A 13,692-nucleotide genomic window follows, 5' to 3' on the forward strand; every position below is an offset into this window, starting at 1 on the left:
GAACGTCGTGGCCGGAGCTGGAACGAACCAACTTTTTTATGAGTCGGTGACATGGTTCCGGGAATCGACCCCCCTCGGCCGGAAACATTGATTTCGATCCGACCGTCACGGGTGACCTCCACTTGTCCACCGCCCGGGTGGCCCGTATAGTTCCTCCCTTCGGCACGCACGTTACCGGCCGGCCCTCGCGTGAAGCCGACACGCGGCAAGGCCCGGCCCGATCCCGTGGGGTTGTACGTGACGGAACAACTCATCGACCTGCGCGCCCTGTTGGTTGAGCGCGAGGACTTCGAGGGCGGCATGGTGTCCAAGCTCCGCGAGGGGCTGGCCCAGGGCGGCCGTCAGGTCCAGCACCTCCGCGAGGTGGTGGACATCCTGAACAAGCGGCTCGCAGTCGCCGCCCCGCCGCAGCAGAAGAAGATTCACCTGAAGCTGGGCGTGGCCCACTACTTCCTCGGGTACATGACCGCCGCCGTGGAGCACCTCCAGAAGTCGGAGGGGCCGCTGGCCGCGTTCTACCTCGGGCAGGCGCACGTGGCCCGGCACGAGTACGCCGAGGCGCTCGCCGCCTTCGAGCGGGCCGAGAAGACGGGGTATTCCGCGCAGCAGGTGCAGCTGCAGAAGGCCGGCGCCCTGCGGCTCCAGGGCGAGACCGGCGCCGCCAAGGCGATCCTGGTGAAGCTGAAGGACGCGGCGGCGCACAACGCCGAGTACTACCACCAGGAGGGCGGCGTCGCCGAGGCCGAGGGCGACGTGCCGCGGGCCGCGAAGATGTACGAGCGGTCGGTGGAGCTGGAGCCGCGCCACGCCGGCGCCCTGTTCCGCCTCGGCTTCCTGAACGACCTACAAGGGAACGACGGCGAGGCGATCGGCTACTACGAGCGGTGCCTGAAGTACCCGCCGATCGGCAAGGGCGTGCTGTACAACCTCGGCGTCCTGTACGAGGACAACGACCTCTACGACAAGGCCGCCGACTGCTACCGCCGGCTGGCGAAGGCCGACCCGACCGACGAGCGGGCCAAGCTGTTCGTGAAGGACGCCGAGGCGTCGCTGACGCAGGGCTACGACCCGGGCGAGGAGCAGATGTCGGTGCAGTTCCGGCAGGTGCTGGAGGTGCCGATCACCGACTTCGAGTTGAGCGTCCGCAGCCGGAACTGCCTGAAGCGGATGAACCTCCGCACCCTGGGCGACCTGACCCGCGTGACCGAGGCGCAGCTGCTGGCGAGCAAGAACTTCGGCGAGACGTCTCTGGACGAGATCAAGGCGGTGATGGTGGCGAAGGGGCTGCGGATCGGGCAGTCGCTGGAGCAGGGCGTGCAGTACGAGTTCCGCGGCCCGCGGCACCACCAGCAGAACCTGAGCCCCGAGGAGCAAGCGGTCCTGAGCAAGCCGGTGAGCGACCTGAACCTGTCGGTCCGCGCCCGCAAGTGTATGAACCGGCTGAACCTGACGACGCTCGGCGACCTGTGTCAGCGCACCGCCGACGAACTGCTGGAGGCGAAGAACTTCGGCCAGACGTCGCTGACCGAGGTACGAGAGAAGCTGCGGGGCTACAACCTCAAGCTCCGCGGGGACTGAGCATTTGAAAGCCCGGGGACGGCTGTCCCCGGGCTTTCACTCGTCATGGCACTCACATTTACCGTTCAACACCGCGACGGCGCCGCCCGCGCCGGCGTCCTGACCTTGCCGCACGGCCGGGTCGAGACGCCGGTGTTCATGCCCGTCGGCACCCAGGCGACAGTTAAGGGGTTGACCCCGGACATGGTCCGCCGCGCGGGCGTGCAGATCATCCTCGGCAACACCTACCACCTCGCGCTACGCCCCGGCGACACCCTCGTCGCGGAGCTCGGCGGCCTCCACCGGTTCATGGCGTGGGACCGGCCGATCCTCACCGACTCCGGCGGCTTCCAGGTGTTCAGCCTCGCCACGCAGGTGAAGATCACCGACCGCGGCGCCACCTTCCGCAGCCACATCGACGGCTCGCCGCTCGAACTCACGCCCGAGCGAGCCGTCGAGATTCAGCAGAACCTGGGTTCCGACATCGCCATGGTGCTGGACCAGTGCCCGCCCGGCGCCGCACCGGACGACGTGATCCGTACCGCCGTCCGCCGCTCGATCCTGTGGGCCGAGCGCTGCAAGACCCACCACACGCGGGCGGATCAGAGCCAGTTCGCCATCGTTCAGGGCGGCACGAACTTGGCCCTGCGCGAGGAGTGCGCCCGCGAGCTAGTGGCGATGGACTTCCCCGGCTACGCCCTCGGCGGGTTCAGCGTCGGCGAGGGCCCGGAGGCGATGCACGCGGCCCTGCCGGCGTGCGCGGTCCTGCTGCCGGACGCGAAGCCGCGCTACCTTATGGGCGTCGGCCGGCCCGAAGACTTGCTCGCCGGCGTCGCCGCGGGCATCGACATGTTCGACTGCGTGATGCCGACCCGCAACGGCCGAAACGCACTCGCCTTCACCGACGACGGCCCAATCCGCCTGCGAAACGCCAAGCACAGGCGAGATACCGCCCCCGTCGAGTCCGGTTGCCCCTGCGACTGCTGCACGACGTTCAGCCGGGCGTACCTGCACCACCTGTTCGCGGCCGACGAGATGCTCGGCCCGACGCTGCTGAGCCTGCACAACGTCTCGTACTACCTCCGGTTGATGGCTTCGGCCCGCGAGGCGATCCGCGGGGGGCGGTTCGAAGCGTTCCGAGCCGGGCGGCTTGCCCGGTGGGAGGGGCGGTCCATAGATTGAGGGTTCGGCTTACGCAGACCGGAGCGGTTTCCCGGATGAGCAGCACCCTGTTCGCGCAGGCGGCCGGCGGCGAAGGCGCCCCGAACCCGTTCCTCCCGATGTTTATCGTCGGACTGATGGTCCTGTTCTGGGTGGTGGTCATCATCCCGGCCGGCCGCCGGCAGAAGAAGGAACAGGAGAAGATGCTCGCCGGCCTGAAGCGCGGCAGCAAGGTGCTGACGGGGTCGGGGATTGTCGGCACGGTCGTGACGCTCAAGGACGGGGACGACGAGATTGTCATCCGGTCCGAGGACGCCCGGCTGAGGGTGAAGCGGAGTGCGGTCCAGGCGGTGATCGGCACCGACGAGGCCGAGGCGGCGAAGTAGCCGGTCGAACCAGGGTCTTACGAACGGCGGACGCCGGACGCACCGGGCCGCCCTCACGTGGTAGCGGACGCCATGCAACGCAACTTCCTGCGCGGGCTGCTGATCTGCCTGGTCCCCTGCCTTCTGGCGGGGGTGTACGCGTTCCAGCCGGACAAGTACCGGCTCGGCATCGACCTCGCCGGCGGCACCATCCTCGTTTACGAGGTCAACCTCGAGCGGACTCGCGAACTGAGTCAGGCGGCCAAGGCCGAGGGCGGCCCGGCCGCCGCGAAGACCGACGCCCCGGGCCTGTCCAGCGAGGACATGACGAAACTGGCCCACCAGATCAAGCGCCGCATCGACCCCGCCGACTTGAAGAACGTGACGGTCCGCCCGCTCGGCAACAGTCGCGTGGAGATCATCCTGCCGACCGGCGGGGCGACGAGCGGCAGCCGCGCCAACCTGTCGGCCGAGGACATCGAGGAGATCAAGCGGCTCGTGTCGCAGATGGGCGTGCTCGAGTTCCGCATCCTCGCCAACGACCACGACGACAGCGCCGGCATCATCGCCGCCCGCGGCCTGATCGAGTCCGCCAGCCCCGAAGTGCGCGGCGATTGGGCCGTTCGCGGCACTCCGCCGCCGCCGCCCGAGGGTGAGTTCGACGTAAAGGCCGAGTCGGACAAGGCCCACAAGGTCCGTTACCTGTGGACCGAACTCGGCCCGGAGGAGCGCGAGTCGCTTAACCTCAATAACGCCGCCGAGGGGAACTCGAAGCTCTGGACGGACATGTCGAAAGCCCGTGCGGAGGGGAAGACGTACCTCCACACCGGCGGCAACGAGGGGAAGACCTACTCGATGCTCCTCTACAGCCGCGAGGTGAAGAACCCCGCCGCGTTGGAGCAAGAGGCCGCCGACAAGGCGAAGTTGGAGGCCGAGGGTAAGGGCGCCGAATTCAACCCCAAGAAGTATGAGTACTACCTCCTCACCCGCGTGTCGCCGATCGACAACGTTAAGGTCGAGGGAGACGTGTCACTCAGCGCGTTCTCGGAAACCGATCAGAAGTTCAACCCCGCGGTCGGCTTCCGCTTCAACGGGGCCGGCGGGCAGGCGTTCGGCCGGATGACCGAGCGGAACAAGCCGCAGGGGAACAACATCCGCAGCCTGGCAATCGTTCTCGACCAGAAGGTCGTGAGCGCCCCGACGCTCAACGCCGTCATCACGACGCAGGGGCAGATCAGCGGCCGGTTCGACAAGAAGAGCGTGGACCGGCTCGTCATGATCCTCCGCAACGGTGCCTTGAACGCCCAGTTGCGTGAGAAGCCGGTCAGCGAGAACACCATCGGGCCGACCCTCGGCGCCGACACGATCAAGAAGGGGACGATGGCCGTCGGCCTGTCGTTCCTCACGGTCATGGTGTTCATGGTCATCTACTACCGTTTCGCCGGCACGGTCGCCTGCGTCGCCCTGTTGGCGAACCTGCTCCTGACGCTGGGGTTCATGGTGTCGGTGAACGCCGCGTTCACCCTGGCCGGGCTCGCCGGCGTGGTGCTCATGCTGGGCATGGCGGTGGACGCGAACGTCCTCATCTACGAGCGGCTGCGCGAGGAGCGCGGCAAGGGGGCGAACCTCGCCACCGCCATCCGCAACGGCTACGAGCGGGCCTTCCCGACGATCATCGACACGCACATGGCTAGCATCTTCACCGCCATCGTGCTGTACGTTTTCGGCAACGAGAATCTCAAGGGCTTCGCCATCAGCCTGACGGTCGGGCTCATCATCAGCCTGTTCACGTCGCTGTACATGACTCGCCTCATCTTCGACTTCTGGCTCCACAAGCGGTGGGTGACCGAACTCCGCATGATGCGGCTGTTCGAGCGGCCGAACTTCGACCCGATGAAGTACCGGTTCATCTTTTTCACCGTCACGTCGGCTCTGACGGTTGCCGGGTTGGCGTTGTTCCTCGCCCGCGGTGACCAGGGGTTGAACGTGGACTTCCGCGGCGGCACGGTCTACGCCGGGAAACTAAAGGACGGCGAGGAGCGGGCGCTAAGCAACGTCGGCGGCCAGCAAGGGTTCCGCGAACTGCTGACCGACCCGGCCAACGTTCAGGCAAAGCTCGCCGTCAAAGACGTGCGGTGGGAGAACAAGCCGGCCGCCGGCGGCGACATCAACGCGCTCGGTGTGTACATCTTCGACATCGTCTACGGCGACGGCGCCAAGACGACGGTGGCGCTGACGGAAAAGCCGAAGGGCGCCACCGCCGAGGATATGGAGAAGGACGTTCGCGAGCGGGCGTCGCACCTGCCCGACGTGTCGGTCGAGCAGATGTTCCTCAGCGGCGACAACTTTGCCGACGGAAGAAGTCGCTACTTCACCGTCCGCACGACTGAACGGCAGAAGGAATTGGTACAGGCGAGCATCGACCGCCTCCTCCGCGACGAGAAGGGCCAGGCTCTCGTCGCCAGCCCGGACATGTTGGTCCCCGTCGTCACCGGCCCGGTTGTAGACCTGCGGTTCGACGTGCCCACGTCGCCGAGCCGGATCAAGGACTTGCTCGAGCAGCGGTTCCGGGCCGAGAACCTGACCGACCCGGCCGGCTTCACCTTCGACCTGAAGGGCGTCGGCGACGCCGAGGACGGCCGGTTCAGGACGATGCGGCTGGACGTGTCGAAGAACACAAACTTCGCCTCGCTGAAGGGCCGCGCTGCGGTCGGCGCGGCGACCGGCGCCGCCGGAGCGGCGGTCGCGGGCGGCCCGGCAACGGTCGTGTCCGCAACCGCGGTGGACGCCAAGCAGGCTGAATCCGAGGCGGCGTCGCTGGTGCGCATGCTGACTGTCGTGGAGACAGCCTTGGAGACGCGGCCGGAACCGGAGCGGCTTGAGGTGTTCGACAGTCAGTTGGCCACGGAGACGCGGTCGAAGGCGTTCTACGCCATCCTCGCCAGCTGGGCGGCGATCCTGCTCTACCTGTGGTTCCGCTTCGGCAACTGGACGTTCGGCGCAGCCGCCGTGCTGTGCCTGATTCACGACTTGTGCTTCACGCTCGGCATCATCGCCGCGTGCCACTACGTGCACGACACGGCCCTCGGCCGGTTGCTGGGGTTGGAAGACTTCAAGATCGACCTGCCGGCGGTGGCCGCGCTGCTGACGCTGGTCGGGTACTCGGTGAACGACACGATCGTGGTGTTCGACCGCATCCGCGAGGTGCGCGGCAAGAACCCGAAACTGACGCCGCAGATTATCAACGACAGCGTGAACCAGACGCTGAGTCGCACGGTGCTGGCGAGCCTGACGGTGTTCTTGGTGGTGGGCGTGCTGTACGTCTTCGGCGGCGAGGGGGTGCACCTGTTCTCGTTCGTGATGGTGATCGGGGTGATGGTCGGCACGTACAGTTCGATCTTCGTGGCCGCGCCGCTACTCCTGATCTTCGGCGAGGGGCACCACGAGTTGGCTCCCGAGGAAGTGGTCGAGAAGACCGACGACGGTAAGCCTAAGGAGGAGGAAGTGGTCGAGGGCTGACCCGCGACCGCATCCACGCCGAACGCCCGCGGGTAATCCCGCGGGCGTTTCGCGTTTCCCCCCTGTCGCGCGCGGGGTATCATCCGCAAAGGAGGCTGCCATGTCGAGGACCGAAACGTCCGGCGTCGTCACCGCGGCCGAGGGTACGACCGTCACCGTCCCTTCGGACCGGGCGCCGGCCGGCGATCACGCCGTCGTCCTGCACACTCCAGTCGTCTCGGCCGCGATCACGCCGATGACGTCGCCCGTGGCGTCCAGCGCTCACGCGCACCAGGAGATGACTTACGTGCCGGGCGGTGCTCGGGTCCAGCTCTCCTCCGCCGACCAACTGTGATCTACACACGACACGAGCCTCCACCATGATTCGCGTCGCACCTGTCGTAATCGTCGCCGTTGTTGCGGTCATGCCCGGACCCCGGCAAGTCGCCGTCGGGCAACAGGCACAGGACACCAACGTCATTCTCCGCGGCGGCACAATCTACGACGGCAGCGGCACCCCTGGCGTCAAGGCGGACGTACACATCAAAGGCGACCGCGTTGCGGCCGTCGGTGCGGTCGGGAAGATCGACGGCGCCACCGTCATCGACGCCGCCGGCCTCTTCGTCTGCCCCGGGTTTATCGACCTTCACACCCACTGCGACACCGGCAGCCCCGCCCTCACCGACGCTGCGGGCCGCCCGAACCAGAACTACGTGACGCAGGGTGTGACGACGGTCGTCACGGGAAACTGCGGCTCGGGCCCCGTGGACACGGCCGCGTACTTCGCCAAGCTCGAAGCCGGCGGCGTCGGCACGAACGTCGTCCACCAGGCTCCGCACAACAGCGTCCGCGACAAGGTCATGGGCAACCAGAACCGCGCCCCCACGGCCGACGAACTGAAGCAAATGGAGGAACTCGTCGAGAAGGCACTCACCGACGGGGCCGTCGGACTGGCGACGGGGCTGATCTACAATCCCGGCACCTACGCCCGCACCGAGGAGATTGTCGCGCTGGCTCGTGTCGTCGGCCGGCACGGCGGGCTCTACGCGAGTCACATCCGTAACGAGGGTGGCGGCCTGCTCGAAGCCATCGAGGAGGCCATGCGGATCGGCCGCGAAGGCGGCTGTCGCGTCCACGTCTCGCACATCAAGGCCAGCGGCCCGGCCGTGTGGGGCAAGTCGGCCGCGGCCGTCGCCCTCATCGAAGGCGCCCGCCGCAAGGGCCTCGCGGTCACGGCCGACCAGTACCCCTATATCGCCAGCAGCACCTCACTCCGGGCCACGGTCGTGCCGACTCGCTACCGCGAGGGCACGCAGAGGGACTTCGTGAAGCGGCTCGACGACCCCGTGGTCGGCCCGCAGATGACGAAAGACATCGCCGCGGCGCTGGACGGACGGGCCGGTGGTGCCCGGATTCAGATCGCCCGCTACACCCCGAAGCCGACGTGGCAGGGGAAGAAGCTCGACGCCGTCGCTGACGCCGAGGGGAAGGAGCCGATCGACATCGTGTTGGAAATCGAGCGGAACGGCGGGGCGCAGGTCGTGAACTTCGGCATGAGCGAGGAAGACGTGCGCGTCTACATGCGGCAGCCGTGGGTGGCCACGGCCAGCGACGGCAGCACCCACCGCCCCGGCAACACCGTGCCGCACCCTCGCAGCTACGGCACGTTCCCGCGCAAGATCGGCCGCTACGCCATCGAGGAGAAACTGCTGCCGGTCGAGCTGGCGGTACGCAGCGCGACCGGCCTCCCGGCGGACATCCTCAAGTTGACGGACCGCGGCTACCTGAAGGCGGGCAGTTTCGCCGACGTGGTCGTCCTCGACCCCGCCACCTACCGCGATACCGCCACGTTCGACCGGCCACACCAGTACGCGACGGGCGTGAAGTGGGTGTTCGTCAACGGCAGGCCCGTCGTCGCCGACGGACGCTTCGACCCCGTTGTACTCTCCGGCCGCGTCCTCCGCTTCAATCGCAAGTAGGAAAACGTTCGTCCCTGGGACGGGGCATATGGTGTTTGGCGGCCGCCCTTGGGGCTCGCCAGACGACTCGGATCCAACCAGACAAATCAACATTGGAATCGAGCCGCACCCCGACCCGGTCTCAAACCGCGAGTTCCTTCGTTTCGCCCGACGCCCGTCCGGATCGCACGCGGCGCCACGCCGCGCCGGCCCACGCGAACAAACCGCTGCCGGGCTCCACGAGTGGCGGCGCTAGTCCGGCGGTGTTCGGGCGGAACACCATCAGCAGTATCAGCGGCAGATACCACAGCACGTACACCCCGCCGCGGTCGGCGTGCCAGAATTGCACCCCCAGCAGCACCGCCGCGGACAGCGCCACGAGGTGCGCAAGTGTTTTCGGCGACGGCCAGAACGCCACGGCGACCACGAACCCGACGTACACAACGAAGATTGGCAGCCGGTACGCCCCGTGGACGCCGGTCCACAGGCTCTCGCTCGTCGGCCGCCGCCACGGCAGCCAGTCGGACATTCCCTGCCAGCTCAGCCCGGTCCCCAGCCAGCCGTCCCACCACAGCAGTGCGGCTGTGATGCCGAGGCTGACGCCGAGCGCCGTCAGGAACCAGCCTGTGAACCGATCGAGCCCGCGGCCGGCGTAGAATCCGGCCCAGAGTGGGAAGAGGAACAACGGCACGAACGAGCTCCCGGCTGCCAGCCCGAGCAGCCAGCCGCTCAGGGCCGGGCGGCGGTACGCGAACACGGCCCAAGACACGAACGCAGCCGGCCACACCAGATGGAACTGCGCAACGTGGAACGCCGTGTACGGCACAAGTAGGTAGAGCGTACCCAGGCCAATGCCGCAGGCCGTATCCTGGAAGTGCCGCAGGCCGGTCATCACGAGTGCGACCACGATCGCGGCGTGACACGCCATCGCCAGCCCGCGATTCACCCAGAACCGCAACTCGGCCGGCGTTGCCTGACCCGGGCCGGCTTGCGTTTGCTGCACGACCGCGACCGCCCCGTCCTGAAACTGCGTAATCGGGAACGGCCGCATTCCGACCGGGCCCCTTACCACCGGCTCGCCGGTCCGGTTCACGGCGACGGCGACCATGCAAGCAAACAGCATCAGGCCGAGCCACGCCATCCCGGCCGTCGTCAGATTGGGCGTCACCGGCGGGCGGCGGACGAGTGCCAGGTCCAGGAGTGCCCGCCCGAACCAGTAAGCCGACCCGGCCATCAGCCACGCGTAGGCCAGTACTTGCTCCCGGTCGGCCCGCACCCGCAGGGCTTCGGTCGTAAAAGTCGCGTCCGACAGGCGGAGGGCGGCGTCCACGAACTCGGGGCTACCGACCACGCCCTCCGCGCAGCGGCCGGCGAGCCCTGCGAGGAATTCCAGCCGCACCGCCTCGCCCGTGGTCACCGCGGACCTCAGCGACTGCACCTCCTGCAGAAGGAGGAAGCCGGGTACCAGCAGGAATAGCGTGAGCAGGTCGAGGTTGCGGGTCGAGAAGGGGCGGGTGAAGCCGAAGAACAGCGCGACGGTGAGCAGGAGCGAGAAATAGAACCAGGTGGCGGCGTTGGGGAGGTCGAAGGCCAGGAAGATGGACGAGGTCACGGCCGGTTCCCGGGTAGTCCGCGGCGGGCGGGCCATTAGTCCGTAATACGGGTGGCTCGCTCCAGCGTCAACAAGAGCACCCCGGCCGCGCCCGGCCGGGGTGTGGGGAGTCGGGGCGTCGCCCGCCGACTAGAAGAACAGCCCGACCCCGACGTTCACCCCGTGCAGGAGGCGGAACCACTGGGTGTCGTACTTCGGGTCGATGGCCCCGACGTTGAAGCTGACGGGCTCCTCCATCCGCTGGGTGTTGAAGTAGGTGAGGGCGTTGTACCCCACCCGCACCTGCACCCCCTCGACCGGGTACCACCACAGGTTCAGGTTGGCGTTGGCGTTCGGCACCAGCGCCCACTCGTTGTTGCTCCGCTTGGCGCGGTTGCTCTTGTCGCCCAGCTCGTACGTCGTCCGCTCCTTGATGACGCCGAGGAGCATCGCCGCGGTCAGGTCGCAGCTGAGCGAGAACTGGTTGGACACGAAGATCTCGTGCCCGGCCCCGACCATCGGGCCGTACAGCCGCTGCGACAGCGTGTTGGTGTAGAACGCCTGGTCCACCTCGCGGGCGACGCCGTTGATGTCGTAGCTGACCGTCCGCCAGTTGAACCGCTCGAAGAACCAGCCGAACTTGACGCCGGCGATGCCGTACACCCGGCTGTAGTCGGTCTGGAAGACCGGGATGCGGGCGCCGATCTCGGCCTGCTGGTACCGCTGGGTGAACTTCATGTCCATGACGCTGGCACCGTTCCAGATGCCGTAGGCGTTGAACCCCGGGTTGCCGCCGGCGACGCCCTGCGGCTGGTTGACGATGACCGGCGTGCTGGACAGCAGCGCCCCGGTGTTACCGTTCACCGCCGTGACGTTGCCGATCTGCGTCGGCCGGGTCACGATGATCTGGTTGGCCGGCACCGACACCTGGATGGTGCCGACGGTCGGCGTGGTCGTGATGATCGGCGGGGCGTTCGACAGCGGCGGCGGCTGCGTCACCGTGACCGTGGCCCCGGTGATGACGAACTGCGTCACCGTCCGCGAGCCGACGCCCGGCAGGTCCTGCACCAGCTTGGAGGCCGGGCCGGAGTACTGCGGGTTGAAGTTGTAGACCGGCGACACCAGGAAGCTGTTCACCAGGTTCGGCCCGGCCTGGAAGCCCTCGGCCACGAGCGACGCGCTCGCCGAGTAGTGGGCGTCGAACAGCTGCATGTAGTTGCCGTACAGCCGGGTGCCGTCCTCGAACCGATACCCCAGCTCGACCTGGAAGCCGGGCGTGTAGGTGGTACGGCCGAGCTGGTTGGTGTTCAGCGCCTCGACCCCCTGGCCGATGTACGTCCCGGCGTTGCCGGACAGTAGGCCGGTCGAGTCGATCAGCCCGCGGTAGGCGACCACCTGGTCGCCCAGCGTGCGGGTCTGGGTGAGCATGACGTACTCGGCCGACGCGTAGAACCCGGGCGACCCGGCCGCCCCGGTCGGGATCGGCAACGTCGGCTCGGTATTCAGCCCGGCATCGAATCCGACGTTCGCCGGCGCCTGGCCGCGGGCGGTGTACGTCGATTCGAGGAAGTCGAGTGGGCTGTCGGGGGGGCCGTCCTGGGCATACGCCCGTCCGGTACCACCCAGCGCGGCCGCGAGGACCGCTCCCTTGATGAACCACTGGCGCATAACCCACTTCCCCCTTCGCCTCGTGGACGACGTGCCCGGGGCGGGCTCCCCAACCCACTCCCCGGCCCCACCCGCGGACGAGTCCGCGGGCGGTCCCCTGGTTCACATTCGCGCTCGGTGGCGGAAAGTTCGCGGGGACGATAACGGGCCGCCAACCCCGGTCAAGCCGAGAACCGCCCCGAAACCGCATTTCAGGCCGGATTTCGTAGGTTTTTCGCCGCGCCGCGCGAAGCTGGGGGGGCCGCCGCCGACCGGCGAAGTGGCGTCGTGGCACCCCCGCCGGTAGGTCACGAGGGCTGGGGGAACTGGCCAACGCGTCGGCCGCTCGGCGCGTAGCATAGGTGGGCCGAACCCGGGATCGGAGTCGTCGAGATGAGCTTGAGCCGTGCGGCTGTCGTCGCTTGTGTCGTCGCTGCCGTTCCCACGGTGGGTCGCGCCGCCGACTTGCCCGGTGCGGAGGTTGATCGGCTGATGGCCGACGCCCTCAAGGCCTGGGGCGTGCCCGGGGCGGCACTCGCCGTGGTCCGCGGCGACGAGGTCGTGGTGCTGAGCGCCTACGGCCGGCGGCACGTCGGGCGGCCCGAGCCGGTGACCGCGGACACGGCGTTCCCGCTGGCCTCGTGTACGAAGCCGTTCACCTCGCTGTTACTCGCCACGCTGGTCGACGAGGGGAGGTTGACGTGGGACGACCCGGTGCGGAAGCACCTGCCCGACTTCCGCCTCGCCGACCCGCGGGCCGACGCTGGGGTAACCGTCCGCGACCTGCTGAGCCACCGCACCGGTGTCGGCGGTAATGACCTGCTGTGGTACCGCTCCCCGTGGGGTATCGATGCCCTTCTCGGGAAGATCGGAAAGCTACCGCCCGAGTACCCGTTCCGTGGCGGCTTCCAGTATTCGAGCCTGATGTACATGGCCGCCGGCCGCGTCGCCGCGACCGCCGGCGGCCGGCCGTGGGAGCAACTACTCAAGGCCCGCGTCACCGACCCGATCGGCATGAGCGGCGTCGCATTCACGTCGAACGGGCTGCCGGCGGACGCGACGACGGGGCACCGGCCAGGGAAGGGGGGGGCGGCCGAGCCGACGCCGGCGTACCCGATGCCGGAGCCGAACCCGGCCGGCTCCGTCCACGCCTCAGCGCGCGACTTGTCCGCGTTCTTGCGGATGCTCGTCGCCGGCGGCGTCGCCCCGGGGGGCAAACGGCTCGTTCGAGTGGACACGTTCGCGGAACTGATCCGGTCGCAGAACACAATCCCGCTGGAGGGGGCGGCCCGCGCCATGAACCCGGACACCGAGAAGCTCGGCTACGGCCTCGGCTGGATCGTCGCCGACCACCGCGGCAAGCGGGTGATGGCCCACGGCGGCCTGATCGACGGCGTCCGCGCGCAGATCACGTTCCTGCCCGACGAGAAGCTCGGCATCGCGGTGCTGAACAACCTGCACGAGACGCGGATGAACCAGGCCGTCACCAACACGCTGATCGACCGCTACTGCGGGCTTTCGCCGCGCGACTGGAACGGCTTCTTCCGGAAGGTGGTGGCCGACGCCGACGCGGCGAAGCGCGCGGCGACAGCGGCCCGCAACGCCGCCCGCGAACCGGACCGCAAGGCGACGCTGCCGCTGGAGCGCTACGCGGGGGAATATGTCGACCCCGCCTTCGGCACCGCGACGGTGGCCGTCGCGGCCGGCCGGCTGACGATGACGTGGAGCAGCTTCCGCTGTCCACTGGAACACTGGGACGGCGACACGTTTCGCGTCACCGACGGCTACCATGCCGACCGACTGGTGGAGTTTGCGGCCGACGCGGGTCGAGGCGTGGCGGCGCTGCGATTCGTGAACGTCGTCTTTCATCGGCCGTGACGCCAACCTACACTTTGCTGCACCTCCTGAGGACGGC

The 13,692-nt window shown here is 68.2% G+C and carries 9 protein-coding genes; 7 read left to right on the plus strand and 2 right to left on the minus strand.

Translation table 11 applies throughout. The features are described from left to right. Positions 1-189: 189 nt before the first annotated feature. The 6 genes from ETAA1_RS14860 (at position 190) to ETAA1_RS14885 (ending at position 8,560) form a co-directional block, all read left to right on the plus strand. Complete coding sequence (locus tag ETAA1_RS14860) at positions 190-1,578, plus strand: DNA-directed RNA polymerase subunit alpha C-terminal domain-containing protein (RefSeq protein WP_238389446.1); 1,389 nt, start codon at positions 190-192, stop codon at positions 1,576-1,578. Between the two features lie 45 nt (positions 1,579-1,623). Next, positions 1,624-2,739 (plus strand): tRNA guanosine(34) transglycosylase Tgt, encoded by a 1,116-nt coding sequence (tgt, locus tag ETAA1_RS14865; protein ID WP_145239706.1) that lies wholly within the window; start codon positions 1,624-1,626, stop codon positions 2,737-2,739. Between the two features lie 35 nt (positions 2,740-2,774). Beyond that, positions 2,775-3,104 carry a preprotein translocase subunit YajC gene (yajC, locus tag ETAA1_RS14870; protein WP_145239709.1) on the plus strand — a complete coding sequence of 110 codons (330 nt, stop codon included), beginning with the start codon at positions 2,775-2,777 and terminating at the stop codon, positions 3,102-3,104. A gap of 72 nt (positions 3,105-3,176) precedes the next feature. Then, complete coding sequence (gene secD / locus ETAA1_RS14875; RefSeq protein WP_145239712.1) at positions 3,177-6,602, plus strand: protein translocase subunit SecD; 3,426 nt, start codon at positions 3,177-3,179, stop codon at positions 6,600-6,602. Positions 6,603-6,702: 100 nt separating this feature from the next. Further along, positions 6,703-6,936, plus strand: coding sequence for a hypothetical protein (locus ETAA1_RS14880; RefSeq protein ID WP_145239715.1), 234 nt, complete (start codon positions 6,703-6,705; stop codon positions 6,934-6,936). 25 nt (positions 6,937-6,961) lie between these two features. Continuing rightward, positions 6,962-8,560, plus strand: a complete 1,599-nt coding sequence (locus ETAA1_RS14885; RefSeq protein WP_238389447.1) for an N-acyl-D-amino-acid deacylase family protein — start codon at positions 6,962-6,964, stop codon at positions 8,558-8,560. 121 nt (positions 8,561-8,681) lie between these two features. On the opposite strand, the gene ETAA1_RS14890 is transcribed toward ETAA1_RS14885, so the two are convergent. After that, complete coding sequence (locus ETAA1_RS14890; protein WP_145239718.1) at positions 8,682-10,151, minus strand: hypothetical protein; 1,470 nt, start codon at positions 10,149-10,151, stop codon at positions 8,682-8,684. Positions 10,152-10,280: 129 nt separating this feature from the next. After that, positions 10,281-11,798 carry an Lpg1974 family pore-forming outer membrane protein gene (locus tag ETAA1_RS14895; protein WP_145239721.1) on the minus strand — a complete coding sequence of 506 codons (1,518 nt, stop codon included), beginning with the start codon at positions 11,796-11,798 and terminating at the stop codon, positions 10,281-10,283. Positions 11,799-12,269: 471 nt separating this feature from the next. On the opposite strand from ETAA1_RS14895, the gene ETAA1_RS14900 reads away from it, so the two are divergent. Next, positions 12,270-13,655 carry a serine hydrolase gene (locus tag ETAA1_RS14900; RefSeq protein ID WP_202920906.1) on the plus strand — a complete coding sequence of 462 codons (1,386 nt, stop codon included), beginning with the start codon at positions 12,270-12,272 and terminating at the stop codon, positions 13,653-13,655. Positions 13,656-13,692 lie beyond the last annotated feature (37 nt).

This window comes from Urbifossiella limnaea, from assembly GCF_007747215.1.
Lineage (GTDB): Bacteria > Planctomycetota > Planctomycetia > Gemmatales > Gemmataceae > Urbifossiella > Urbifossiella limnaea.